Origin of the sequence: Pseudomonas fluorescens, from assembly GCF_001307155.1 — a bacterium.
Classification (GTDB): domain Bacteria; phylum Pseudomonadota; class Gammaproteobacteria; order Pseudomonadales; family Pseudomonadaceae; genus Aquipseudomonas; species Aquipseudomonas helvetica.
Genome location: NZ_CP012830.1, coordinates 2126837 through 2151746, shown reverse-complemented (window position 1 = coordinate 2151746; position 24910 = coordinate 2126837). Strand labels below are relative to the sequence as shown.

Sequence of the window (24910 nt, the reverse complement as noted above, 5' to 3'; positions counted from 1 at the left end):
TGTCGAGCAGGTAAGGGCCGGCTCAGGCCTTGGTAGAAAACCGGTAGCCGGTGCCACGCACGGTTTGTACCAGATTCTCGTAGGCATCGCCGAGAGCTTTGCGCAAACGACGAATGTGCACGTCGACGGTGCGCTCTTCGACATACACATTGCCGCCCCAGACCTGATCGAGCAATTGCCCACGGGTGTAGGCGCGTTCCTGATGGGTCATGAAAAACTGCAACAAGCGGTATTCGGTCGGGCCCATCTCGGCGGGCTTGCCGTCGATGGTCACGCGGTGGCTGATCGGGTCCAGCAGCAGGCCGCCGACTTCGATCGGTGCTTCGCCGTCGGTAGGGCCGGCACGACGCAGCACGGCTTTCAGGCGTGCAACCAGCTCGCGAGGTGAAAACGGCTTGGTGATGTAGTCATCGGCGCCGACTTCCAGGCCCTGGATCTTGTTGTCCTCTTCGCCCTTGGCGGTCAGCATGATGATCGGGATGTCCCCGGTCAGCTCATCGCGCTTGAGACGTCGGGCCAGCTCGATGCCTGACGTGCCGGGCAGCATCCAGTCGAGCAGGATCAGGTCCGGTTTACGGTCGACAATGATGGCGTGGGCCTGTTGGGAGTTTTCGGCCTCCATGCAGTCATAGCCGGCCATTTCCAACGCAACGGCGATCATTTCGCGAATGGGCGCTTCGTCGTCGACGATCAGAATGCTCCTGCCAACCATGCCTTAATCCTCTTGTCATTTAACTGTCTTGCGCCGCATTAGATAACGGAATTATTGCAGTCGTGTGACAGTATTTTAGCCGTGCGGCGATCAGCGCAATCCTGAACTACGCTCTAAGTTCGAATCCTGACAACCACAAAGGAAGGTTTCCATGACTCACTACGTTCAATCGTTCAAAGCCTTGGTGTTGGCCGCTGCCCTGGCATTACCGGCAATGGCCTTTGCCGCTGATCCAGCGATGGAGAAGGGTGGCATGCTGGTCGATAGCAAGGGCATGACCTTGTATACCTTTGACAAAGATGCTGCGGGCAAGTCCATGTGCAATGACCAGTGCGCTGCCAACTGGCCACCGCTGGCGGCTGCCGCCACCGATAAGTCCAAGGGTGACTGGACGGTGATCAAGCGCGACGACGGCAAGATGCAATGGGCTTACTACGGCAAGCCGCTGTACACCTTTGTGAAGGACAAGAAGGCCGGTGACAAGACCGGTGAAGGGATGATGAGTGGCGCGTGGCACGTCGCCAAGCCTATGTAACCTGGCGGTTAGGGCTAAAGATCGCAGCCTTCGGCAGCTCCTACGGTATTAGTGTAGGAGCTGCTGGAGGCTGCGATCTTTACGAGTCCTCAGCGGGTTGCGTAATCCAGCACGATCCCGACGAAAATCGCCAACCCGGCCCAATGGTTATGCAGGAAGGCCCGGAAACACTTCAGTCGGTCCCTGTCGCGGGTGTACCAGAACTCCCAGGCAAAGCACGCGGCCGCAGCCAGCAGCCCGAGGTGGAACCAGCCGCCCAGCTCGAATTTCGATCCGGCCAGCAGCAGGCACCCCAAGGCCAGGCCTTGCAGGGTGAGAATGATCACCCGATCGGCATCGCCAAACAGAATCGCCGTGGATTTCACACCAATCCTCAAATCGTCGTCGCGATCGGTCATGGCGTAATAGGTGTCGTAGCCCACCGTCCACAGCAGGTTGGCGATCCACAGCAACCAGGCAATGGCCGGCAGTTCACCGGTTTCGGCGGTGAACGCCATCGGCATGCCCCAGGAGAACGCCGCGCCCAGTACCACTTGCGGGTAATAGGTGTAGCGCTTCATGAACGGGTAAGTGGCGGCCAGCGCCAGACCGCCGAACGACAGCCAGACCGTGGCTGCGTTGGTACAGAGCACCAGCAGGAAGCTCACGCCCATCAGCAATGCGAAGAACACCAGTGCTTCTTTGGAGCTGATCTTGCCGCTGACCAAGGGCCGTTGTTCGGTACGTTTCACGTGACCGTCGACTTTCCGGTCGGCCCAGTCATTGATCACGCAGCCACCTGCGCGGGTCAGCACCACGCCAAGGACGAAAATCACGATATTGGCCAATGACGGCGAGCCTTTGCCGGCAATCCACAGCGCCCACAACGTTGGCCACAACAGCAGGTAAATGCCGATGGGCTTGTCCATACGGGTCAACTGGATGAAGTCCCAGGCGCGCGGGTTCACGCGATTCAATGACTTGAGCAGACTTTGGTACATCAGCAGTTCTCCGTATTCGCGCCGGCAGCGCGCCACAGGGCTGGCAGGAATATTTCCGCAACCAGCACGCTCAGGTCCCCCCGGTCGAAACGCGAGCGCCGGCCCCACAGGTGCGGTGCCTGAGATTCGCTGGGCAACCACTCGACAGGATAGTGACAAACCTCGATGGCGCGGCGCTGGAACGCCTGATCGCAAAACAACAGCTCGCCCAGGGAGCGGCTGCCCAGCTCATCCATATTCAACCCACCGTCCTGCAACGAACTGCGTGCCGCCACACTGCGGGCAAACACCCAAGCTTCGCCATGACCGCGCAAATACACCTCGCGAACCCAGCCTTCACTGCCTTCGGGCAATTCCAGTGCGGCGCATTCGTCAGCGCGCAAAGGCTGCCAGCCTTCGAGCAGCGGCGTCACGCTGAAGCCGTCATCCGACAAACGGGTCAGGCGGCGGGTGAGCGAGCCCTCATCGAACAGCCAGTCGAGGGTTTGCGCGTCGGGTAGCGGGGTCAGCTGGCTTTGTGGCAGCCAGAACAGAGCAGGGGCGAGGGGTTTTGAGTGCGGCACAGTGAGTCAGTATTGGCAGCAAATGAGGCGGCGAGCTTACCATGTCGGTCGGTGATATTGACTGATCAGACCGGGTAGTGGCGGCGAACAGGCTTGCATCTGCTGCGCCCGATCAGTACAAAACGCCTTGAGCCGGACGGCAAACCCTTATCGGGTGATCGTTCGCGCCGGTAAAAGCCTGAGAACCTGAGGAAACAAGTAATGAAAAAGTGGCAATGCGTGGTCTGTGGGCTGATCTACAACGAAGCCGACGGCTGGCCGGATGACGGCATCGCGGCCGGAACCCCGTGGCAGGACGTACCGGAAGACTGGCTGTGTCCAGACTGTGGCGTCGGCAAAATGGATTTCGAAATGATCGAAATCGCTGCCTGATCACAGATTTTGATGAATTGAAGAGGAGTAAGGAATGAACGCACCTGTCGTGATCGTCGGCACTGGGCTGGCTGGCTACAACCTGGCCCGGGAGTTTCGCAAACTCGATGGCGAAACACCGCTGCTGCTGATTACCGCAGATGACGGACGCTCTTACTCCAAACCGATGCTCTCCACCGGTTTTGGCAAGAACAAGGACGCCGACGGCCTGAGCATGGCCGAGCCTGGCGCCATGGCCGAACAGCTGAAAGCTGAGGTGCGGACCCATACGCGCATCAGCGGCATCGACCCGGGCCACAAACGCCTGTGGATCGGCGAAGAAGCCGTGGCCTATCGCGACCTGATCCTCGCCTGGGGCGCGGAAACCGTGCGTGTGCCGGTGCAGGGCGATGCGCCCGAGGCGATCTTCCCGATCAACGACCTCGAAGACTACGCGCGCTTTCGGGCAGCGGCTGCCGGCAAGCGTCGGGTGTTGTTGCTCGGCGCTGGCCTGATCGGCTGTGAGTTCGCCAACGACCTGATCCTCGGTGGTTACGAGGTGCAACTGGTCGCGCCGTGCGAACAAGTCATGCCGACGCTGCTTCACCCGGCGGCGGCCGCAGCCGTGCAGGCCGGTCTGGAAAGCCTGGGCGCGCAGTTCCACCTCGGCCCGGTACTCAATAGCTTGCAACGCACCGATGACGGGCTCGAAGGGCATTTGTCCGATGGCCAGGTGATCCCCTGCGACGTCGTGGTTTCCGCCATTGGCCTTCGCCCGCGCATCGATCTGGCGGCCGCTGCCGGCTTGCAGATCAACCGCGGTGTGGTCGTTGACCGTCATCTGAAGACCTCACACGCCAATATTTATGCCTTGGGCGACTGCGCCGAGGTCGATGGGCTGAATTTGCTGTACGTGATGCCCCTGATGAGTTGTGCGCGTGCGCTGGCGCAAACCCTGGCCGGCAACCCGACAGCGGTCAGCTACGGTGCGATGCCGATTACCGTGAAAACACCAGTCTGCCCATTGGTGGTTTCCCCGCCACCACGGGGTTTTGAAGGTGCCTGGACCGTCGAAGGGCAGGGCGCCGACATCAAGGCGCTGTGCCGTGATGCCAGCGGGAAATTGTTGGGTTACGCGCTCACTGGGGCGGCAGTGATGGAGAAACTGGCTCTAAACAAGGAGCTTCCGGCGCTTTTGGCGTAAATACCGGTCGTTCTGTCGGAATCACCCCGCTTTTGCCTCTACAAAGGTCGCCCCGAGACTGGCGCCGCTCGTAACCGCATGCCATCCTCACTCCGTCTGCCGCAGAGTAGAGCCTGCGGCGCCTTGGGCGCTGTTCCGGAAGAACAGCACGGACATAACAACAAAAAACCGTCAAAGAGGCTTCACTCATGCGTAAACCAGATCTCGCCGCAGCAATCGCTGAAAAGGCTGACCTCACCAAAGAACAGGCTAACCGCGTACTCAACGCCGTCCTCGAAGAAATCACCGGCGCTCTGCACCGTAAAGACAGCGTCACCCTGGTGGGCTTCGGTACTTTCCTGCAACGCCACCGTGGCGCGCGCACCGGCAAGAACCCGCAAACTGGTGAGCCAGTGAAAATCAAGGCCAGCAACACCGTTGCGTTCAAGCCGGGCAAATCGTTGAAAGACAGCGTCAACCCGTAACAGGTAGCACCGTCTCGGGGCAGTAAAAAAATGGGCACGCCGACTGGATCGGGTGCCCATTTTTGTTGGCCGCAGAGATGAACTTCTAACGAAGTCCCTCTACCAGTACCTTGTCTTTCTCGCCGCCCCAAGGATCGTCCAGCAGGTACTTGGCTGGAACTTTGCTATCTGATGGGACCAGAGTGATTTTGTAAAAGATTTCTTCACCCTCGCAAACCTCGAAGTGCAACGCATAGTCGCGTTTATCTAGATCGAGCTCGACCTTGAATTTTTCAGCAGCGGATGCAATTTCCACATGACTGGGATCCGTGACATGAAATGGCACGACGATGCAGCGCTGGGCGGTGGGGTCGAGGTTGAAACTGTTTTCCAGTTTCAGGTGCACGTTTGCCCCGAAAGCGTCTTCGGGTAGAGGGTCAAACACAACGTAGTCGCTACGTAGGACCGCACCCTGCTCCAAATTAACCTTGCCCCATTGGCTTGAGGCTTCGTCGAAGGGCCTTGAGCGGAATTGAATCTGGCTGTGGGAGATTAATAGGTCCACAATTTGAGCTGTATTTTTCATCCATAAACCTCGATCGACATCCTACTCGGTTTCTTCGACGCGTTGGCCCTGGAGCCCTCGGCCTTGGTCAGGCTTTTTTCTCTAAATAGAACTTCAGATATTTTTTTGGTCTTTCTTGAAAGGCTCGTGCCTTACCGAAGCTATAAGCATCGTCAAAATATTTATAAGCCTGTGAATAATCTTCCAGTTCAAAGTAGACCATTCCCAAGTTGATCAACGGACCCGTATCGATATCTGACTCTCGGCCATCCAGGGTCTTTTGCGCCCAATCTTTAGCTGTCTCGAAGTCACCGTTGTCGAAGTGCAGGTTGAAAAAAGAACCTGTGACCCATGACGACAGAGGTGTCCATTCAAGTTTTGGCTCAGGAAGCAAGTCCCATGTTTTTTGGTACAAGGCTTGGGCTTCATCTTTTTTGTTTTGCTCATCGAGCTCATTGCCCGAGGCCATGATGGCCATTATCTCGTCTGCCAGTTTAGGATTTTCTTTGGCTAAGTCTTTCATGTGATAGTTCTGCATTTATGGTAGGCGTACTGCCTGATACTTGATCGCTATAAGTGGCGTCAGATTTATAACGGCCTACTCTGAGGCTTCCACTGCAGTCTCTCCTTCAAAGGTTTGGACGGCCGTTCGATAAATGACCGTCCAGCTGTCCTCTGACGATCTTTTAAGAATATGTTTTGAGCCAAACACGTATAGGCTGTCGCCAAGTGAAATTTTTTCTTTTATATGCTGTGCTGAGGGCGAGACTAAAAATTGATGTAAGAAGACCATGGGTAGGCCCTGATGATACAACCAGGCTGGTTCGCTCACCCATACAGGTTTTTCATTCAAACACAGGAACTCATTTTCCAGACGTTCTGTTAGCCATTTCTTTTTATTTTTTTGGGCGCCTTGCTCGACGTATTCGTTGTAAAGGTTCCTTGCAAAATCTTCTGCACCTTCGGCTTCCATCGACGCGGATTGCTTTTCTGCGATCTCCATCGCAGCGCCCCAGAAAATGTGAAAATCGGTCAACCCGCTCATGTTCTCTCCTGTAAAGCTTGCTTTACCATTGTCCGGTGTTTTTTATAAATTTTACCAAGTTCCATCCTGTATGGCTTTCGTCGCAAGATATCCTTTGTTTGTTTTTTAGAAGGGCAAAGATTTCTTTATTGCTGTAAATTTTTCTAACTCGGCACCTTTATTTTTCAAATGGTCCAATGCAGCGTCTAAGGTTGAAAATTCTTTGATTTCTTCATTTTCATCATCTTCAAGTAAGTCCATGCGAGATTCGCTGGTTGAAAAATAATATGTGTAATAAATATTATTTTGTTTTTTTATGGCGTACTGAAATAGAAAAGAAATCCTCTCGACCAAGCGAGTCTCCTCGTAACCTCGCCGTTTACCGGAGTTGAGTGCATCTATGAGTTTATTCATTTTCTAACCTGTGATGTCGATGCGGACCATTGTTCCGTCGGCGCGCTTAATGTTGATGTGTGGTAGTTCGCCATGACCCGTGCCTTTCGAGTCAGCGTGACCATAAACACGTCCTGTTTCTTTATTGATGGGGTAGTCTTTTCTGTATCGAATTTTTCCGTCTCTCTTTTTAAATTGATCCATTTTGTTTTTCTTTCTGATGCCCGTGGCATCTTGCGACCCAATACCTCTGACTTTTTGGGCCTTGGGAAATACTTCGGCTAATAACTCATTAGCTTCTTTTTTTGGTTTTCACCTTCACGACTGTTTTTTGAGGGCCATTACGCTAGGCGTCCACTTTCTTTGAACAGGCTGCCAAACCCAGTGGATCTGACCACATAAATGGATTGGGTGAGTAAACATAGGTATTCAATCCCCCCGCCAACCCAATTGGATCCGGCGTCGTAAAAGCGCGTCAGACGTGCGGGATATTTATCCGACGCAAGCGTCTGGCGCGCCGCGCAATCGTTGCGCTTGTTGCGCAATTGTATGCCTTCCATTGCACCTTGCTCTTTGTCGGTTATGGCATGCACATCAGCGCAGTTCTTTCGTTTGTGAGAGCATCTATAGGCTGTACAAAATATTGTAGAACGAGGTCGAATTGTCTTTTATCAAGGAAAGGTCCTGGTCTATGGATGTTTTTTCGAATGACGATTTATTGATTGCCATTCGACGAGTAATTATTGCTTCCAGAAGTTTTCTGAACAGCACCTCATTGTTGACGTATTTTTTCAACTTTAGAATTTCACGAGGCTTGTTTTTCAGAATATAAAAGGAATAGTTCATTAAAATAATATTGGAGACAAACAGGTTTTCCGTTGATTGAAGGGGGGTGATCGTATCGATCAAAATATGAAATATCTGTCTCTTGTTTTTAGCGTATGCCTGCAAAAATACATCGGGATACATGAATTCGCTATGACGATCATTTAGCCTGAGACGGTAATTTGTGTCGTCGGGTTCGGTCAGTAATGTGACGAGGCTTGTTTGATAATTTTTTAACGTGCTCAGCAGTACATGTTCTTTTCTGCTATCAAATTTGATCGCTTTGTAAACCAGGTCGATGACATCCAAAAAAGCTACGGGCCCCCGGGTGTCGGTAGCCATTACCAGATGATTATCCTTGATGCTGAACCGACGATACGCTTCGTCGTCAATACTCAATTCGAAAAGCAGGAACCTGAGCATATAGTTCCTGAGTTGGGCATCCGCGTCGAGAGAACTGTTCTTCAAACTGATTAACTGAGTCAGAAAAAAGAAAATAAAATAGTCTTTATTGGTTCGTTGACGGTTGTCGATTTCAAGCAGATAGCCAAAGCGGGACAGGACCAAGAGAAGGGCATAGCAGTCCGGCTCCGTGAAACCGTTTTTTGACATGGATTTTTCGAAGGCGCTTATGGAAAACAAATCGTGCCAGCGGCTGATGTAGAAGGTCGAACCGTTGTGTTTTCTAGCGGCGACAGACAGCAGTGAAGGCTCGTCTTCTTGGTAAAAAACAGCGCCCAGTTCTTTCGGATATGGACGGATGTTCAGGAAATTCTCAAGCTTGTATGAAAGGAGTTCGAATATATTCATGTTGGTTTTTGCCTGTTATTCCTCCAGATCTACTACCAGTTTGAGGGCGCTCCACCCTCATCGTCAATGGCGCCTATTCTGGTACTTAATGTCATTCTGCTGCATACACATAAATTGCATCTTCTGAAATGTATATTGTTTTGCCGTTTGTATGTGCCTGAACTGGAGAAATTAATAACTCGCGCAGATCGCCTGAAGCCGCGGCGTCATCAAGAAAATTCAAGAGATCGTTTCTTTCTGCCATATACAGTTCTCCCTTGAAAATTATTTTTTTACCTTTGTAAGCGATCAGTTTGTGTGCCACATAATAGCAATCTGAAGTCATATGAGGCCCCAGATCTTTGGGTGAGTCGAGTGCTTGAATGAATTCGCCTGAAAGTGTTGGCTGTAACATCATTGAATAGATAGCCTCTCTGCTTTCATTCGGGCCTATTTCAAACTTTTCAGTTTTTCCAAACAATAATTATTTTTCATGCTGGTTTGGTTGGCGCGAACTAAGCCAAGAAGAAAAGTCAGAAATGTATATTTCATTTAAAGTCAAATCCAGAGGTATATCTTCAATGCTATCGGCTATCTCGTCATAAGGGTGGGGTAATACATAGGAAAATCCAAAATCATCATCGAGAATTATTGACCCATTAAAGATGCGTTGACGCTTTGTAAGTTTTTTTACTTGGCCAAAAGACATCCCTGTAGAAAGCACTCCTCTGTAAAGTCCTTGGTAATGTACATTGCAGCCAATTGAGAATATTGCTCCGTCAGAAAGGGTTGCTATGGTGATGGTGTCGTTTACCACATAGGCCACCCTTGTTTCCCCGTTCGGTAGGTTATAATCTTTTATTTTTATGTTGTGCTTTTTATATAGCTCATCGATATAACTGGAAATGTTTTCTCCTAATAGTATGTTGGCTGCTGAGTGCTTGGGTTTGATATCTGCTGTGAAGTCAATCATGTTTAAATTCCACCATTCATTAACGTGCCATCAACATGGACTGGAAATCTTTTATTATGTCATAATTTTTGAAATCGCCATGTCCAACTCTACCGAATATTACATCTTTTCATATTTGTTGGGCTTGTGCACTTTTCAGTAATCGTTTCGATGAATGTTGGGCAGGGTGGAATCGGCATCTTGGATGGTAATAAATAACCCTGGAGTACGACCGCCTCTCGAATGCTCCGAGTCTTCAAGTATGGGTAAATACTTGCTCATCAAGAGTTTGATTGCGTCAATCATTCCTCAGGATAAATTTTCAGTTTGCTATTGTTCGCAAGTATTTCAAAGATGGTTAGGGAATCATCTGTGTGGTTGATCTCATAAGATCTTTCCGTGAAGGTGCTTCGCCATATTTTTTCAGTAATCGAAGTGATTTTATCGGTGTTGTATTTATAAAGGGTTTCGAAGTATTCTCCCGTGTTGTTCAAACAGTAATGCTCTGTAGCTTTGTCATTCAGAAACTTAATAAGGGAAACCGAGTCAAGGTTGGCCTCTAGGTTGCCGTTTAGCTCACTGCCGAATGTAAGCTCAAGGGTTTGATCGCCTTCATGCAAAAAAAATCTTCTATAAACAATCCATTGTTTTTTTATTGTTACGTATTTCGCAAATTTTAACTCGCCTATTATTTTGTTATCTTTATTTAAGAAATAGCATTGTCTATTTTTGGCAGGTTCGGAATCTTTCTTTAAAAAACGCCCAGGCTTACATCCCTGGAGCTCCGATACATAGGGGGCCGGCGAATAGGAAGGCATAACCCCCATGCCCCAGATTGTTGTTTTGTAGTTTGTCTCCACAGACGATATAAGCTCTGAATATTTATCTTCATATTCATTGATCCGTGCATATAAGAAGTCCTTCATGGGGTATCTCCTACTTTGCTAATGGGAAAGCTTTTCCACCGTTGAGCTCCAAGTTGAGTTTATCTAAGCCAGACTCGAATCCAGATTTTGTGTTAGCCTCTTTCAGGGTTTCCCATACGTGTTGTTTATACGCATTACCATGTACTCCTTCCCCGGCATGAGCAGTTGCTGTTGTATTTGGTAAGCGGGGCTGTGGGTTTACAGGCAGCTATATACCATTTTCTTTGTGGTTTATGTCAATGCCAAGCCTGTCTATACGTCTTCTCAACCAGCGCATACGCACATCCTTCGAATGGGTCATTACTATATGGTGGGTTCGATAGTTCGGGTTTGGCGCTTTACCCAAACGGCTTCCAAGAACTTTAGCATCGATCGAGCAACTTAGGCCCGGAGCGTCTATCCAAGGGAATGAGTTAGGTGAGTATTGATAATGATTGATCCCCCGCCCGCCCAATCGGATCCGGCGTCGTAAACTGCCCCCACATCCGGATCATAGAACCGGAACGTATTGAAATGCAGCCCCGTCTCCCGGTCCAGGTACTGCCCCTGAAACCGCAGGTTCTGCTCTTCAATGTAGTACGGTTCGCGCACCTCTCCTAACGTGTTGCCCCACACCCGATAAGTCGCCTGCCAGGACCATCGATCTCGGTGAATAGTTCTTTGGGGGGGCTACTTGTTACCTATCCCCAAAATTTTATGTGCCAAAGCCAGATCAAATTGTTTGTTTCCAAACATTGATTTGGTTGCGAGGACTTTTTTGAAAACGTCTGAGTCCAGGCTCAGGTCATTTTTTTGCGCTGCAAATAATGCGGTTAGAAAAGGGTACGCATAGTTGTCTGGTTCAGCTAATACGTCATCAATTAATGAGGGCGTACCAAGGATGCCGTTCTCTGCCTTTGATAAGTAAAATTTTATCAGCCGTTCGTTTATTTTTTTGACTGTTGCGCTTAATTCATCAGGCGATGGGGTTCTAATGATGCCGCCCAGCTCGTCGCCAAACTGTTTTGTTTCTTCCGGTAATGAACTTTTCGACAAGAAAGATGAGTTCAACAGTCGGCTCTGATAGGGCGGTGATTTGTTTATGCAGAAGCTAAATGCCTCGCATGTATAAATCTCCAGGCCCGCATAGTAGCCGTCGGCCTTGGTCAAGTGTTGTATATAAATCTCCCCGAGCTTTTCCTTGGAGATAAATAGGCCAAGTTTGTTTTTGCTTGCTTTCAGGTCCAAGTGGGACGACGTTATCTTTTTTAGCTCCGCCAGTAATTCCACTTCCAAGCTTTTACGAATTTCTATGCTCATTATGTTCACTTGTAGATTAAGAGATTGAAGGTTGCGTTGTGCTGTGTGCCTTTACTCCCAGTGGATAACCCTTGCTGTCGTGTTCGGTCTTGGCGATGCGCCGGCCCAACGGGTCGTAGGTCATCCTGACCACGCTGCCGTTTGCGCTGCGCACTTCAATCCGATCAGGAGCAGCAGAGGGCGCTTGAAGTATCACCCGCTGGTTTATTTCTTGCTGTTCATCACCGGATCGGCAAGGTTTTCGTCGCCATCATTCATTCGCTGCAAAAGCTTTACTGCGCGGGAAAAACCTTGAGCGGCTGAACGTTCCAGCCACTGCCTGGCTCGTTCAAAGTCCTGCTCGACTATCCATCCATCAAAGTACATTTTCGCCAAGTCATATTGACCGTGGGCATCACCGGATTCGGCTCGGGGAAAGTGAAATTCCACCGTTTGGGATGTGGTATCAATCTCCCAATAATCGCGTTTGTTTACCTGGAATAGCCGAACAGTTTGATCGTTCACCCATTCAGCAGGCCCTAGCAACGACTCAAAAAGACCCAGCGCGACGCTGATTCGCGTGGCTGTGAAAAATGCTTCAGGCGTGTTTTTTGAACCCTGCACCAAGACGCCGATGTTGATGTATTGATCCGTGCGCCAAGCAGCCGTTGCAGTGAGCGTTTTGGACGGGTTTTTTAGTGAGCGTCCCGAGGTACCTGAGAACCGATAGTCACGTTTGATGATTTCAGCTTGGAGCTTATGTATCGGGTCGGTATCCCACCCTTTGAGCGCCGCCAGTGACAAAAGCGCTTCGTTAATGTCCTCGATTAACGACTGGCGAATGGCGCTGTCCGTAGCGTCCGCAGGTAGCTTATCGAGGTGTTTGAATGGATGAGAGTAGGTGCAAACATCCAGAAGCGTTTTCTCCGCTTCGACTGGAGCTTGCTGAAGAATTATTTTGGAAATGCCGCCAGCAGGTAGCTTGCACTTAGTGGCAAGGAGATAAACGTAGAGTACGGCTGCCTCTCGAATGCTGTGAGTCTGGAGGCGCTCCGTAGGGGAGTCGATTTCAAGTGTCGATAAATATTTGCTCATCAGAATCTCTATCTCGTCGCGCTTGGCAGTGAGTTACCCACTGGACCTAATAACCTGGTGCCAATGCCTTTGGCCTTGGGTTCATTCGCTTTGGACAGAACGCCATCTTTAAGCCCCGTTTCTTTGTAGTCAACGGTAGAGATATCCTTATGGTCGTTGATTCACGCGCTTACTCTTCATCTACATCCTCTTCATTAATCAGTCCTTGAACAAACCGGATGAAATTCGAGCAGACATGCTTTTCAGATCGGGCCTGATTCTCTTCTGGGCTAAGATCATTATCAAAGCTATCTATCGTGAAATAACTGATAGACCCCGAATCAAGATTCAGGCAAAAAAATTGCCGCCCCAGCCGTTCGCGAAAGGTAGAAGGTGTGCAGAAACAACCTGTTTCTTCAGCATGGATTGATAGGTCGACAGCAGCGAGGGGGTGCCATGGGCAATCGGCTTGAAGCCGGCCAACTCCAGCACGCCGCCAAAAATGTCAGCCATCATGGAAACCAGAAACCTAGGCCTGATTTTTATAAGGGACAAACGCCCGGTTGGCGTTACAAAAACCCAAGCCTTTGTTATTTCTGAATTTTTTCTCGATCATGGCATCGGCCAATTCCTGAGAGATCAAAAGGTCTCCCGACTCCGGCTCACGAGCGATCCCGCGCATTCCCGCAGCGTTGTCCAGGAACCGGGTTTTAGTGAAATAGATGGTCGATCCATCATCGTCCCGTTCAGCGACAGATTGCCCTTGATCTATCGCGTTGACGGTATTGATCGCATTCACTATGAAAAAGGCTTCGTTGAGCTCTTCCCCGTCTGCAATGACGACAGCAGGCTGAATAAGCTGAATGTCCTGAGCAGACTGATGAGTGAGAAAACCTGCAAGTCGCTCAGTGACTAGCGGGACTCCCCCAAGTAGCCATAGGCAGTCATACGCAAGCAGCTTTTTTTTCTTGCACGGAAAATAGACCTTTGGCTTGTCCATATTCAATGGATAGGGTTTTCCCGCCAACAATGACAGGTAGTCAAAATTCGAACCGGTGGTTTCATAAGAACCGCTTTCGGTGTCATACGAGCCGATCAGTTGTTCGCTGTAATAAGTAGGGGTTTTCCAACTTAAAATCATGTTTGATTTTCCTAGTCGTGATAAGCACCGGCCGTCAGCAGGTTGGCGGCGAGGTCGTACTCGAAATATTTTTGCACGGTAGCCGGCGTCATCGAGGGTTGGCTGGTGTGTTCGGCATTGTCGTGTAAGCGACCACTGCGGCAGGTAAACGATCCTCGTATTGTTTATTCAGTCTGTGAGTTCGGCAATGAATTCTTCAAATGAGCTGCATACAAATGCCAACTCTTTTTCATCCATCAAAAAAAGGTAGATGTTTCCATAGTCATCATCCTTGACTGACAGAAGGAAAGAGTTTCCGCCTTGATCGTAGGCAAAGGGGATCATTTTTTTCAACGACGAAATGTCATCAGTTAAATCATGATGAACAACTTCAATGGATACTTCTCCGTGTTTGATTGGTGTGAAGCCACCCAACAAAAACTCGTTGTCGCTTTTGCTCTCAGGTAAATAGCCGCCATTATTCCTTAGGTAAAATTCTTTAAAGGCTGTTGGTAATGGCACGCTGAATTTTTTTTCGAATTCATTCAGGTCCTGCACGGAGAGGGCGTGTTCGGACTCTTCGAGGGTCAACCGCATTTGAGCGCTCCTTTTGTTTTGCTCTTGAAACGAGCTGGGTGAGTATAGGCCTTGCCTGTAGCAGCCTTGTATTGGGCTACGCCGCTATTGTGGCTTATACCACTGTGAGCGTGGCATAGCGTTGTAGGTAAAGAAGCGATGGATTCGACTGACCGGATGGCGAGAGAACATTATGAGTGCGAGCTGGAAACATGGGCACACCGACTAGATCAGGTGCCCATTTTTGTTGGCCGCAGAGATGAACTTCTAACGAAGTCCCTCTACCAGTCTCTGGTCTTTTTCTCCGGCCCAAGGATCGTCCAATAGGGACTTGGCTGGTGCTTTGCCGCTCCACCTTTCTACTGCATTATCTCTGGATCCGGAGCCGGAATGACCACACTCGCCCAACTGGCTGTACGTTTGCGTTGTGTCAGAGCACGCAATGCTGCTGCGTCGGGTTCGCCTTTTTTCGTAAATTTGACAGGTGCCAAAACATAGAGCATCACCTTTTCATCGTCGGGGATCGTCTCTTTTTCAGTTTTAGTATCCCAGGCTTTATCCACGGCCACGAAAGCATCCACTTCGTCTGGCCAGGCCAGGTTGGCATACCTGGCATCGGAACGACGAATCAAGAAACCTTCTGATAAGGGGCCATCATCGAACGTGTGGTGAGCGAGCAGAGACAGAAACTCAACCGGAAAAACCCAAGGACTGTGGGGGGTAAAACCTTGCTGCGTAAGAGGCCAGTCACCAGGCAAGCATACGAATAATTCGGTATGAGGACTTTTGGCAAAAAGCCCGATGGTGAAGAGTAACTTGAACTTGTTTTTGCCATCAATACAGCTAATACGCAGCTCCAGACCCTCTTCATTAGTGACGGGACTCAGTTGCGCGGGTAGAACCCAGCCAGCGGTGTTGTGCACGAAAGTGACTATAGAACTACCAAATTCCTCAGGCCGGCTTTCAACAGTGTCCATGATACTGACCGCCCCCGATTTTTTTAAGGTGGACGCAATCTCTGTAAATCCCCAGGTATTGGCGATGTCCAATGGCGCGGTATTCAGCCTGGTGTGCAGTCGATTGATGTTGGCATGGTGTTCTATAAGAAGATTGACGACGTCCTGATGCCCAAAGGTAATCGCGTCAATTAGCGGGGTGGTTATGCTGTTAGGCCACCCATCCACCAAAGCACCGGCCTCAAGAAACCATTGGCATGTTTGTAGATGTCCATTGCCAGCGGCTGCGGCAAGTGGCGTGCTATTTCCGCAACTGACGGCAGGCTGGTCCAGCGCAATACCTAAAGACACCAACAAGCGGCAAATTTCGGTTTGCCCCTGCTCGGCAGCCATGTGCAGCAGGGTTTCATGTCCATCAAGGCCATACATAGGCAGGTGCAATAGAACGGAATTTTTCTCTAGGTGCTTTTTCAGTGAGGCTGCATTTCCCGATGCGATGTCGGTGTGAATGGTTAATAAAATTTTGATGTTCTTTTCATAAATTTCTTCTGGGTTGTTCATTTAAACAATACCTTTTGTTATTTGAGTACCCATTTTTTCAATGCGTTTTGGACACTGGCCCGCCCGCCGACGTCCGCTTTCAGATCTGCCGGACTGATGGTCGCCTCGTTATTCGAAAATGTGTTTTCGATCATCATTAATCTCAGCGTTAATAGATCCGTCACCGTTCTGATCCACTTTTTCATAGAGGATCAATTCAGTCACCCTAGAGTGAATCGATTGGTTCGGTTCCGGTTAGCCGGGTCTTGAAAAGGGTAATCACCTGCATACTGAGTGGGACCTAGGCTCTATGAATTGAGCCGAACTTCTCCGTATCGAGCACTTCTGCACCTACCAGATTTAGTTCTTTAAGTGCAGTGGCGGCGTGAGGCGAAAAAAATACGAATCCAAGTAAAGTAATTTCATCGATGCTAAAAAAATCTGTGCTGATATTTTCTTTGATTGTCAGACTGATGATATTTTTGATTTCGCTGCTCGCTCGAAAATTAATCTTCGACTGTGTCTGATCGATCACGTCCACAGGCTCCTTGTCTATTCGTTGCTGGCGCATGAAAAAATATTGGCGCTGTGCGACCGAAACACCCTTCGGGTTGACGATCTCCAGTTCTGCGATCTCCCATCGGGAAGTCTTGAGGGTCTGGAAGACTTTCAGGAAACGCTCACTGACAATATGCCCCTCAAAGGCTGTGCAAAAGTCAAAGTCATAGCGCTTGTCCTTGGTAATCAGCACCAGCTTTTTCGGGAGGGGAGCGAGAGCTTCGTCGGGCCCCGCGTCGTGCCAGTCGGCATCCATCGCATCGTCATAGGCGCCAGGGCTGAACGACTCATGAATGACGCCATCAATGAAGGTGGGGCAGTTTTTGTCTTTCTTGAATGCAAGGGTATAGAACATGAAAGCCTCTTGTCAGCGAAGTACGACCGGTACTGGATTTGGTTCGTATTCCTCCTGAAACAGTCTTCTTGCGAAGGCTGCTTTGTAGTGATGAAACCTGTGCCTTGGTAATAAGTTTTGCGTTATAGCGTGCTTTGATCCTGCCCAGTTTTCTGCCCGCCAGGTCCGAATAGTCCTTGTGTGAACCATTGTGGTAAACCGGTCTGCCAATGGCCGCGGCCTTGGCTATCTGGCATCAGCAGGCCGTTGGGGGCTGTGTCCCGTGTACCGCCCAGACCAATGGAGTTCATGAATTTGTCATGCCTCTTCCATACCGCTACTGGGGTGACATGTTGGGCTTGCATGTTGTCACCAACGACGCCTCCCAGAGATGTATCGAGGACAGACCTGGGGCTCCAGCCCCACGGGTCTGTCCAGCCAATGGGGTTGGGTCCATAACCATAGAGGTTCAGGCCACCCGCCAACCCAATCGGATCTGGCGTCGTAAACCGCCCCATATCCGGATCATAGAACCTCAACGTATTGAAGTGCAGCCCGTTTCCCGGTCCAGGTACTGCCCCTGAAACCGCGGGTTCTACTCTTTTACGACCATCGATTAGTCAATCAGCCTCGTACCAATTCATCGTTTTCATCAGGCGGTTCTTTCTGGACGAGTTCTTCGTAATTTGCAGGCTCTGAACTTAAGGTGGCAGGCAGCCATTTACCATTAATTTTCTCATAGCTACCTGCTCTGTAAGGATGACGGGCGACAATTTCGGTAATTTCTTTTTGGAAATTGCTCTCTTCATACCAAACGCTGCCGCATTCACCGCATCCCAAGAGTGGCGGCGAATGGGTGTCAATCAAATCTACCCATCCTGCGCATTGAGTAATAGGGCATCGATAATTTATGTCTTGATTCTGATTCTGGGCACTATCCGCAGTCTTGACGTATTGCGTAGAGGAGCCGCAGCAGGGGCACTCTATCATTATGAAGCGTTGACCCTTTTCGACTAGTGGCAAGACGAAGCTTTGCTGCTGCGCATTCAGTTCAAAGATTTCCTTGCAGACTTGACACTGTGTACTTTTAATTGAGTCCATATGGATTTCCCCCTTCAGGATATCAATGTAGGGCCTTGCTATTGGCTTTATGGTAGGCCTTGTCCATGAGAACAAGATTACTTTGACGATTGTTTCCTCCCCTGAAAATTGGCCTTTTATGATGTACATCAAAGCCATCAGGAACCAGGCCTTTCTTCATTCTGTCCGCGCCAGCCTGACCATAGCGCTGGAGTGACTTGGGATCTTTGGACTTTTTTTTCAAAAATTTCTGTTTAGCGCCGCCTTTTTTATCAAAATTTGCTCGTAACTTCTTAATCTCGCTTTTTGTTATTTTGTGGTAACAGGTTTTCAGACCCCAAGGGTCTATCCAGGTAAACGGGTTCGGCGAATACTGATAAAGATTGATTCCCCCCCGCCAACCCAATCGGATCCGGCGTAGTAAACCGCCCCACATCCGGATCATAGAACCTGAACGTATTGAAATGCAGTCCCGTCTCCCGGTCCAGGTACTGCCCCTGAAACCTCAGGTTCTGCTCTTCGATGTAGTACGGCTCGCGTACCTCTTCTAACGTGTTGCCCCACACCCGATAAGTTGCCTGCCAGACGTTGTGGCCGTCCGCTTCGGTGAGCTGTTCCGGCAGGCCGTTGAGGTCGTTGTGGTAGTAACGGATTTTTTGCAGCGGGCCGGTGCCGTCGACGCGGGCCAGGGGTTCGTAACCTTCGTCTTCGTAGAGGTAGAGGCTGGTCTGCTGATGGCGATGTTCCTGCAACAGGCGCAGGCCGTCCCAGGTGAAGCGGGTTTCGCCGAGTGGGTAGCCGTGGGTGTCGTGCTCGGTTTTTTCAATGCGTCGGCCCAGCGGGTCGTAGGTCATCCTGACCACGCTGCCGTTTTTGTTGCGCACTTCAATCAACCGGCTCTCAGCGTCGTAACCGAAGCGTTGCAGGCCCCGTTTAGCGCTGCGTTTTTCGATCAGCCGGCCAAAGGCGTCATAGCGATAACGCTTGTCCTGATAGGTCAGCAGTTTGTTGTGCACCACCAGCCCGACGCCGGGTTGTGGGCCGTCCAGCAGGTTGGCGGCGGCGTCGTAGGCGAAGGTTTCGCGCTGGCCGTGCGGGCTGTCCTGGCTGGCGATGATGCGGCCGGTGGCGTCGTAGTGCAGCACTTCGCGGTGCAGGCGGTCGCGTTCGAAGTCGCTGATGACCTGGCCGTCGAGGTTGATCTGGTGCAGGTGGCCGCTGCCGTAGTACAGGCGATTGAGCCAGCGGCCGTCGGGTAGTTGGGTCTGGATCAGGTTGCCGAGTTCGTCGTAGTGGTGGTGCAGGCTGCCGGCGGCGCTGTTTTCGGCGAGCAACTGGCCGGTGGCATCGTAGGCGAAGCTCAGGGGCTGGGCGTTGCCTTGCAGGTCGGTGAAGGCGGGTTACATGCCTGCTTTTGAGGTGTAGGCGATCCGTGGGAGGGAGCTTGCTCCCGCTCGGGGGCGCAGCCGTCGTAAGCCGGCTGATGCGGTTTATCTGGAGAATGCGTCAGCCTGTTTTGGGGCGGCTTCGCCGCCCAGCGGGAGCAAGCTCCCTCGCCACAGGATTTGCGTTTCGAAGCAAGCCCTGTGGCGTTCGCTCATTTATTCCTCGTCCACATCATCCTCATCGATCAGTCCTTGAACGAAACGGAGGAAGTTCGAGCAAATAGGCTTCTCGGATTCAGCCTGGTTCTCTTCCGGGCTAAGGTCACTATCAAACGTGTCAGTCGTGAAATAACTGATGGCTCCCGAATCAAGGTTCAAGCAAAAGAAATTGCCGCCCAGGTCGTCTGCGAAAGGAAGGAGATGTGCAGGAAGAACTTGTTTCTTCAGCATCAACTGATAGGTGGACAGCAGCGTGGGTTCACCATAGGTAATCGGCCTGAAAGAGGCGACTTCGATGGGGTCGAAAAAGTCTTCGCTGACCCAATAAGCTCGTTCCGGCATGCCGCCGTTGTACTTGAGGTAATGGTTTCGAAAGGGAGCCGGTAGCTTCTTGCCGATGACGGACTCCAGCTGGTCCAGATTCGCTGGGGTAATGGCCTTTTCGTAATCTGAGAATTTGTTTTCAAGCATTGAAATCTCCAATCATGAGCAGCGCCCAGGTTTGACTTTGGTGTTGGGAATCTTGTTGGCGAGCCAGCCTTTCTTAGACGCTGCTAGGACTGATTCGCTGCTGTCGTAATTAACTTTGAAATGTTTCTCATATTGCGCAACTGAGCCGCCATGGGGATAGGTGGCTTCGTGGGCAGATTTCCTGACAAGCTGCATCGTTGTGTTACCCGTTTTAGGGTCGAAGTCATCAACGTGGTGCCAGGTATAGTCCTTCTTGGCACTCCTTGGAATACCGGCTTCTTTATAGGCTTGAGTAAAGTCACGCGACCTGGAGCTTTGCATCTTGATAGTCACGATATTTTTTTGTGCGCCTTTAATCGGATACAAATCACTGCTTCCCGTGAAATCTACCCCGGCATACGCTCAGCCCCATGGATCTGCCCAACCGATAGGGTTCGGAGCGTATTGGTAAAGATTGAGCCCACCTTCCAACCCAATCGGATCCGGCGTAGTAAACCGCCCCACATCCGGATCATAGAACCTGAACGTATTGAAATGCAGTCCCGTCTCCCGGTCCAGGTACTGCCCCTGAAACCGCAGGTTCTGCTCTTCGATGTAATACGGCTCGCGCACCTCCTCTAGCGTGTTGCCCCACACCCGATAAGTCGCCTGCCAGACGTTGTGGCCGTCTGCTTCGGTGAGCTGTTCCGGCAGGCCGTTGAGGTCGTTGTGGTAGTAGCGGACTTTTTGCAGCGGGCCGGTGCCGTCGACCCGGGCCAGGGGTTCGTAACCTTCGTCTTCGTAGAGGTAGAGGCTGGTCTGCTGATGGCGATGTTCCTGCAACAGGCGCAGCCCGTCCCAGGTGAAGCGGGTTTCGCCGAGTGGGTAGCCGTGGGGGGCGTGCTCGGTTTTTTCAATGCGTCGGCCCAGCGGGTCGTAGGTCATCCTGACCACGCTGCCGTTTTTGTTGCGCACTTCAATCAACCGGCTCTCAGCGTCGTAACCGAAGCGTTGCAGGCCCCGTTTAGCGCTGCGTTTTTCGATCAGCCGGCCAAACGCGTCATAGCGATAACGCTTGTCCTGATAGGTCAGCAGTTTGTTGTGCACCACCAGCCCGGCACCGGGTTGCGGGGCGTCCAGCAGATTGGCGGCGGCGTCGTACTCGAAGTGCTTTTGCACCGCTGCCGGCAGCAGCGAGGGCTGGCTGCTGTGTCGGCGTTGGCGTGAGCGCAGGCGACCGCTGCGGTCATATTCGCTGCGAGTGCTGATCTGGCCCTGGGTGCGCAGCACTTCGCGGTGCAGGCGGTCGCGTTCGAAGTCGCTGATGACCTGGCCGTCGAGGTTGATCTGGTGCAGGTGGCCGCTGCCGTAGTACAGGCGATTGAGCCAGCGGCCGTCGGGTAGTTGGGTCTGGATCAGGTTGCCGAGTTCGTCGTAGTGGTGTTGCAGACTACCGGCCGTGCATATTACCCCAGACCCGGTAGCTGGCCCCAAAGGTCAATCCCAAGGGCTTGAAGGCGGCAACCCCAGAGGCTCGTCAAAAGCTCCACCAAGCCAATAGGTTCGCCCTGGAATTCCACCGTTGTACTTGAGGTAGTGATCTCGAAAGGAGGGAGATAGCTTCTTTCCAAACGTCGACTCAAGATTGTCGATATCTACTGGGCTATTCGCGGCTTCGTCTTTTCGAGAATACGTGTTCAATCGTTGTTGGTTTTTATTTATCAGGGCGGAAATGGTCAATTATTTTTTTTGAGGGTGATAGGTCGCTATTTCAAAAGCCTTCCTGACAGCTTCTCCGACCTCAGTATTTGTAGGAGTCATGGGCAGTGTTATAGCTTTGGCCTCCAGCAGCGTTTCCCATGCATTAATATTGAAGTTGTCGAAGGGGATAACAGAAACTGATTCGTGCTGGAAGTCCTTTTCAACGGAAATCAGGCGGCTATTTCTCATCAGGGCAGGGTAAGTTTTGGATTCTGTCCATTTACATAACTGGGCACGTAGCTCCTTGAGCTGCCAAGGCGAGAACTCTGGTGCGATTTTCCCATAGTTATTGATAGCTTCAATAACAGCTGAACCGATCTCTTCATCCGTAGTCGCCCTATTCAGTTTTTTTGTCAGTGCGACGTTTTCGCTAGCGCTAATAGCTGCATCGGGGGCTTGCTTTGATCGTTGGATAATATAGTAGTTATCGTTGCATTCGAAAATTATCGCGTCGTGTTTCTGCATGCTGGGGCTCACAAGTTGGAAATTGTTTGTGGGTCGATACGTTCGACGGTAGAAGCCTTGATGGCGGTGCCTTTGAGCGAACCACTTTCTATCGTCCCACCGTGTTTGAATATCAGTGGGTAGCCCTTTTTCTGGTTCTTAGTATAACCAGCCGTTGTGGAGGCTTTGGCATCAATTAACCTCGGTGGTGAGTTTGTCTGCTTAACCATATTATCGACTCTTACACGATAGTTCACAGGCTTACCACTAGCATCAAAAGGCCTTATCAACACCTGCTCTTCTACATTGTTGGCACCATACTTCGTTTTTGCTCTTCCGGTCACGGTGGTTTCCCATGTTTTCCCGGCTTTTGCATTGGTCCTTACACACCATCCCCACGGATCCAGCCACCCAAACGGGTTGGGTGCATATTGGTAAAGATTGAACCCACCCATCAACCCAATCGGATCCGGCGTCGTAAACCGCCCCACATCTGGATCATAGAACCTGAACGTATTGAAATGCAGCCCCGTCTCCCGGTCCAGGTACTGCCCCTGAAACCGCAGGTTCTGCTCTTCGATGTAGTACGGCTCGCGCACCTCTTCTAACGTGTTGCCCCACACCCGATAACTCGCCTTCCAGACGTTGTGGCCGTCTGCCTCGGTGAGCTGTTCCGGCAGGCCGTTGAGGTCGTTGTGGTAGTAACGGATTTTTTGCAGCGGGCCGGTGCCGTCGACGCGGGCCAGGGGTTCGTAACCTTCGTCTTCGTAGAGGTAGAGGCTGGTCTGCTGATGGCGATGTTCCTGCAACAGGCGCAGGCCGTCCCAGGTGAAACGGGTTTCGCCGAGTGGGTAGCCGTTGCTGTCGTGCTCGGTTTTTTCAATGCGTCGGCCCAGCGGGTCGTAGGTCATCCTGACCACGCTGCCGTTTTCGTTGCGCACTTCAATCAACCGGCTCTCAGCGTCGTAACCGAAGCGTTGCAAGCCCCGTTTAGCGCTGCGTTTTTCGATCATCCGGCCAAAGGCGTCATAGCGGTAACGCTTGTCCGGATCATAAAGCGGGAACGTGTTGTAGTGCAGCCCGGTCTCTCGGTAGAAAAGCTCATTCCCGTTCTTTATCCAAACATGCATGTTATGGTTTTCGCTAAAAAATAGAGCCGGAAGTTGTTTGGCTCTTCCGGCTCTTTTTCTAATCTAGTCTAGAAAGTCATCGTTTTCCAAATAATAAATAACTGCTTTCAGTAGTTCTTCTTTGCTGGAGTTCGGATGATGTTCTATTTTATTTTCAATGATCGCTTTGAGTATTGGAGACTCAAGGAATGTTCCGTATTTGTCATCAAACTCCATTTCTTCGTCGTCATTTTCTGCAAGGTAATATTTTTTATTTAGGATGTCGTTTTTTGACTCTAAATCAAAATCAGTATCCACATATAACCAGCCGATATTGGGTAGGTCGTTACATTTTTGCAGAAGTTTGTCAAAGCCATTAATGGTTATCATAAGTGCTCCTTATTTTCGACATTTCGTACCGCCACCCCATTTATTTCGACCACCTTTACCATCAGGGTGGTAGATTTTATGATACGTTTTATGATCATTGAAGTCGGCTAGCTGTAATGAACCTGGTTTGTTTTCATGATGCCAAGTCATATTGGCTGGGGATGTTCCTCTGAACGTCCCATTCGGCCGTGGCTGCACATGCTCTACAGCACCAGGGTATTTAGTCTGCATTTGACGTTTAAAGTCCGGATCTGTTTGCATTCGTTTGTAAACAGATTCGTTTGCGCGGCTAAAGTGCTCTGCGTCAGTCATTTTGTATTCGGACGCGTTCAGTGAGTGCTCATGGAACACATGATATTTCCCTAGGTCGCGAGATCCTTCACCGTTGTATAGGCCAAGCGGATCTATCCAGGTCAGGGGGTTTGGGGCATAACTGTAAAAATTCAGCCCCCCCGCCAACCCAATCGGATCCGGCGTCGTAAACCGCCCCACATCCGGGTCATAAAACCGGAACGTGTTGTAGTGCAGCCCAATCTCCCGATCCAGGTATTGGCCCTGAAACCTCAGGTTCTGCTCTTCGATGTAGTACGGCTCGCGGACCTCTGTAACGGTATTGCCCCAGACCCGATAAGTGGCCTGCCAGACGGTGTGGCCGTCGGTTTCCGAGAGTAGTTCGGGGAGGCCGTTGAGGTCGTTGTGGTAGTAGCGGACTTTCTGATGAGCGCCCGTGCCATCGACCCGGGCCAGTGGTTCATAGCCGTCATCGGCGTAGAGGTAGAGGCTGCTCTGACCTTTATGTTCTTGCAGCAGACGCAAGCCATCCCAGGTGAAGCGAGTCTGACCCAGAGGGTAGCCGTTGTTGTGATTCTCGGTTTTCTCGATGCGTCGACCGAGCGGGTCATAGGTCATCCTGACCACGCTGCCGTTTGCGTTGCGCACTTCAATCAATCGGCTTTCGGCGTCGTAGGCGAAGCGTTGCAGGCCCCGTTTAGCGCTGCGCTTTTCGATCAGTCGGCCGGCGCCGGGTGGTGGGCCGTCCAGCAGGTTGGCGGCGGCGTCGTAGGTGAAGGTTTCGCTCTGGCCGTGCAGGCTGTCCTGGCTAGTGATGATTCGGCCATTAGCATCATCGGATTCGTGGGGGCGTCATGTTTATGAACTTGACTCTCTTTTTATAAGTTTTCCGCTAGTGATTTCCAGAAAATCTTTAATGCCCCCATGGGTTACTTCTATATATTGGTTGACCGTAACTTTGTCAACAATGCCGCATAGGTAACTCCAGTGTCTGCCAGTTTCACTGTGAAAATAAATTACCCCCCACTCACAGGGCAAGATATGCTGTTTAGAGTCGATGGATATTATATTCCAGATTATTCC

The 24910-nt window shown here is 50.9% G+C and carries 29 protein-coding genes and 7 pseudogenes; 4 read left to right on the top strand and 32 right to left on the bottom strand.

Going from position 1 to position 24910, the window contains the following annotated elements:
* Nucleotides 1–22: 22 nt before the first annotated feature.
* Entirely contained in the window at nucleotides 23–712 is a 690-nt protein-coding gene (gene phoB / locus AO353_RS09855) for a phosphate regulon transcriptional regulator PhoB (protein WP_003177195.1), read from the bottom strand.
* Between the two features lie 151 nt (nucleotides 713–863).
* Here phoB and AO353_RS09850 point away from each other — a divergent pair, with 151 nt between their 5' ends.
* Nucleotides 864–1247 carry a hypothetical protein gene (locus AO353_RS09850; RefSeq protein WP_054594754.1) on the top strand — a complete coding sequence of 128 codons (384 nt, stop codon included), beginning with the start codon at nucleotides 864–866 and terminating at the stop codon, nucleotides 1245–1247.
* An 89-nt stretch (nucleotides 1248–1336) separates the two neighbouring features.
* Here AO353_RS09850 and ubiA read toward each other — a convergent pair whose 3' ends face one another.
* Both ubiA and AO353_RS09840 read right to left on the bottom strand, forming a co-directional pair.
* A complete protein-coding gene (ubiA, locus tag AO353_RS09845) occupies nucleotides 1337–2227 on the bottom strand; it encodes a 4-hydroxybenzoate octaprenyltransferase (RefSeq protein ID WP_054594753.1) in 891 nt (296 codons plus the stop codon).
* Nucleotides 2227–2790, bottom strand: a complete 564-nt coding sequence (locus AO353_RS09840; RefSeq protein WP_054594752.1) for a chorismate--pyruvate lyase family protein — start codon at nucleotides 2788–2790, stop codon at nucleotides 2227–2229. Before AO353_RS09840 ends, ubiA begins: the two co-directional genes overlap by 1 nt.
* A gap of 201 nt (nucleotides 2791–2991) precedes the next feature.
* Between AO353_RS09840 and AO353_RS09835 the strand changes: the two genes are divergently transcribed.
* From AO353_RS09835 to AO353_RS09825, 3 genes are all read left to right on the top strand, one after another.
* Nucleotides 2992–3162, top strand: a complete 171-nt coding sequence (locus AO353_RS09835; protein ID WP_054594751.1) for a rubredoxin — start codon at nucleotides 2992–2994, stop codon at nucleotides 3160–3162.
* A 34-nt stretch (nucleotides 3163–3196) separates the two neighbouring features.
* A complete protein-coding gene (locus AO353_RS09830) occupies nucleotides 3197–4345 on the top strand; it encodes an NAD(P)/FAD-dependent oxidoreductase (RefSeq protein ID WP_054594750.1) in 1149 nt (382 codons plus the stop codon).
* A 188-nt stretch (nucleotides 4346–4533) separates the two neighbouring features.
* Nucleotides 4534–4809: an HU family DNA-binding protein gene (locus AO353_RS09825; protein WP_003195589.1), complete on the top strand. Its 276-nt coding sequence runs from the start codon at nucleotides 4534–4536 to the stop codon at nucleotides 4807–4809.
* 85 nt (nucleotides 4810–4894) lie between these two features.
* On the opposite strand, the gene comJ is transcribed toward AO353_RS09825, so the two are convergent.
* From comJ to AO353_RS31330, 29 genes and pseudogenes are all read right to left on the bottom strand, one after another.
* On the bottom strand, nucleotides 4895–5374 hold the full coding sequence (comJ, locus tag AO353_RS09820) for a competence protein ComJ (protein ID WP_054594749.1): 480 nt from the start codon (nucleotides 5372–5374) through the stop codon (nucleotides 4895–4897).
* Between the two features lie 67 nt (nucleotides 5375–5441).
* On the bottom strand, nucleotides 5442–5876 hold the full coding sequence (locus AO353_RS09815) for a hypothetical protein (RefSeq protein ID WP_054598205.1): 435 nt from the start codon (nucleotides 5874–5876) through the stop codon (nucleotides 5442–5444).
* 75 nt (nucleotides 5877–5951) lie between these two features.
* Nucleotides 5952–6398, bottom strand: coding sequence for a hypothetical protein (locus AO353_RS09810; RefSeq protein WP_054594748.1), 447 nt, complete (start codon nucleotides 6396–6398; stop codon nucleotides 5952–5954).
* Between the two features lie 105 nt (nucleotides 6399–6503).
* Complete coding sequence (locus tag AO353_RS09805) at nucleotides 6504–6791, bottom strand: hypothetical protein (protein ID WP_054594747.1); 288 nt, start codon at nucleotides 6789–6791, stop codon at nucleotides 6504–6506.
* 3 nt (nucleotides 6792–6794) lie between these two features.
* Entirely contained in the window at nucleotides 6795–6974 is a 180-nt protein-coding gene (locus tag AO353_RS31520) for a hypothetical protein (RefSeq protein ID WP_237142975.1), read from the bottom strand.
* Between the two features lie 163 nt (nucleotides 6975–7137).
* Nucleotides 7138–7239, bottom strand: a pseudogene (locus tag AO353_RS32075) (RHS repeat-associated core domain-containing protein); the annotation flags it as partial.
* A gap of 155 nt (nucleotides 7240–7394) precedes the next feature.
* A complete protein-coding gene (locus AO353_RS09790) occupies nucleotides 7395–8405 on the bottom strand; it encodes a hypothetical protein (protein WP_054594744.1) in 1011 nt (336 codons plus the stop codon).
* Between the two features lie 91 nt (nucleotides 8406–8496).
* The gene (locus AO353_RS09785; protein WP_237142974.1) at nucleotides 8497–8865 is read right to left on the bottom strand and encodes a hypothetical protein; all 369 of its coding nucleotides are present in this window, start codon (nucleotides 8863–8865) and stop codon (nucleotides 8497–8499) included.
* Nucleotides 8866–8868: 3 nt separating this feature from the next.
* Nucleotides 8869–9357 carry a hypothetical protein gene (locus tag AO353_RS09780; protein WP_054594742.1) on the bottom strand — a complete coding sequence of 163 codons (489 nt, stop codon included), beginning with the start codon at nucleotides 9355–9357 and terminating at the stop codon, nucleotides 8869–8871.
* A 281-nt stretch (nucleotides 9358–9638) separates the two neighbouring features.
* Nucleotides 9639–10262: a hypothetical protein gene (locus AO353_RS09775; protein WP_054594741.1), complete on the bottom strand. Its 624-nt coding sequence runs from the start codon at nucleotides 10260–10262 to the stop codon at nucleotides 9639–9641.
* 379 nt (nucleotides 10263–10641) lie between these two features.
* Nucleotides 10642–10895 (bottom strand): annotated as a pseudogene (locus AO353_RS30570) (RHS repeat-associated core domain-containing protein); the annotation flags it as partial.
* A gap of 36 nt (nucleotides 10896–10931) precedes the next feature.
* Entirely contained in the window at nucleotides 10932–11561 is a 630-nt protein-coding gene (locus tag AO353_RS09765) for a hypothetical protein (protein ID WP_054594739.1), read from the bottom strand.
* A 204-nt stretch (nucleotides 11562–11765) separates the two neighbouring features.
* A complete protein-coding gene (locus AO353_RS09760) occupies nucleotides 11766–12635 on the bottom strand; it encodes a tetratricopeptide repeat protein (protein WP_054594738.1) in 870 nt (289 codons plus the stop codon).
* 327 nt (nucleotides 12636–12962) lie between these two features.
* Nucleotides 12963–13130 (bottom strand): hypothetical protein, encoded by a 168-nt coding sequence (locus AO353_RS31510; protein ID WP_237142973.1) that lies wholly within the window; start codon nucleotides 13128–13130, stop codon nucleotides 12963–12965.
* A 13-nt stretch (nucleotides 13131–13143) separates the two neighbouring features.
* Nucleotides 13144–13755, bottom strand: a complete 612-nt coding sequence (locus tag AO353_RS09750; protein WP_054594737.1) for an imm11 family protein — start codon at nucleotides 13753–13755, stop codon at nucleotides 13144–13146.
* Between the two features lie 168 nt (nucleotides 13756–13923).
* Nucleotides 13924–14331 carry an SMI1/KNR4 family protein gene (locus tag AO353_RS09745; protein ID WP_054594736.1) on the bottom strand — a complete coding sequence of 136 codons (408 nt, stop codon included), beginning with the start codon at nucleotides 14329–14331 and terminating at the stop codon, nucleotides 13924–13926.
* Between the two features lie 338 nt (nucleotides 14332–14669).
* A complete protein-coding gene (locus tag AO353_RS09740) occupies nucleotides 14670–15827 on the bottom strand; it encodes an ankyrin repeat domain-containing protein (protein ID WP_054594735.1) in 1158 nt (385 codons plus the stop codon).
* Nucleotides 15828–16107: 280 nt separating this feature from the next.
* Complete coding sequence (locus AO353_RS09735; RefSeq protein WP_054594734.1) at nucleotides 16108–16719, bottom strand: Imm43 family immunity protein; 612 nt, start codon at nucleotides 16717–16719, stop codon at nucleotides 16108–16110.
* A gap of 391 nt (nucleotides 16720–17110) precedes the next feature.
* Nucleotides 17111–17293: pseudogene (locus tag AO353_RS32070) on the bottom strand (RHS repeat-associated core domain-containing protein); the annotation flags it as partial.
* Between the two features lie 29 nt (nucleotides 17294–17322).
* Nucleotides 17323–17937, bottom strand: a complete 615-nt coding sequence (locus tag AO353_RS31275) for a hypothetical protein (RefSeq protein WP_054594732.1) — start codon at nucleotides 17935–17937, stop codon at nucleotides 17323–17325.
* A 163-nt stretch (nucleotides 17938–18100) separates the two neighbouring features.
* Nucleotides 18101–19172, bottom strand: a pseudogene (locus tag AO353_RS09720) (RHS repeat domain-containing protein); the annotation flags it as partial.
* A 207-nt stretch (nucleotides 19173–19379) separates the two neighbouring features.
* Entirely contained in the window at nucleotides 19380–19853 is a 474-nt protein-coding gene (locus AO353_RS09715) for an SMI1/KNR4 family protein (protein WP_054594730.1), read from the bottom strand.
* Nucleotides 19854–19865: 12 nt separating this feature from the next.
* The gene (locus tag AO353_RS32065) at nucleotides 19866–20219 is read right to left on the bottom strand and encodes an HNH endonuclease (RefSeq protein WP_054594729.1); all 354 of its coding nucleotides are present in this window, start codon (nucleotides 20217–20219) and stop codon (nucleotides 19866–19868) included.
* A 39-nt stretch (nucleotides 20220–20258) separates the two neighbouring features.
* Nucleotides 20259–21290, bottom strand: a pseudogene (locus AO353_RS31335) (RHS repeat domain-containing protein); the annotation flags it as partial.
* 39 nt (nucleotides 21291–21329) lie between these two features.
* Nucleotides 21330–21533: an SMI1/KNR4 family protein gene (locus AO353_RS31950; RefSeq protein WP_335337698.1), complete on the bottom strand. Its 204-nt coding sequence runs from the start codon at nucleotides 21531–21533 to the stop codon at nucleotides 21330–21332.
* Nucleotides 21534–21572: 39 nt separating this feature from the next.
* The gene (locus AO353_RS09700) at nucleotides 21573–22058 is read right to left on the bottom strand and encodes a contact-dependent growth inhibition system immunity protein (RefSeq protein WP_054594727.1); all 486 of its coding nucleotides are present in this window, start codon (nucleotides 22056–22058) and stop codon (nucleotides 21573–21575) included.
* Between the two features lie 367 nt (nucleotides 22059–22425).
* Nucleotides 22426–23083, bottom strand: a pseudogene (locus AO353_RS09695) (RHS repeat domain-containing protein); the annotation flags it as partial.
* A gap of 147 nt (nucleotides 23084–23230) precedes the next feature.
* Nucleotides 23231–23536 (bottom strand): DUF7716 domain-containing protein, encoded by a 306-nt coding sequence (locus AO353_RS09690; RefSeq protein WP_054594725.1) that lies wholly within the window; start codon nucleotides 23534–23536, stop codon nucleotides 23231–23233.
* Nucleotides 23537–23545: 9 nt separating this feature from the next.
* Nucleotides 23546–24661, bottom strand: a pseudogene (locus tag AO353_RS31330) (RHS repeat-associated core domain-containing protein); the annotation flags it as partial.
* Nucleotides 24662–24910: the final 249 nt, after the last annotated feature.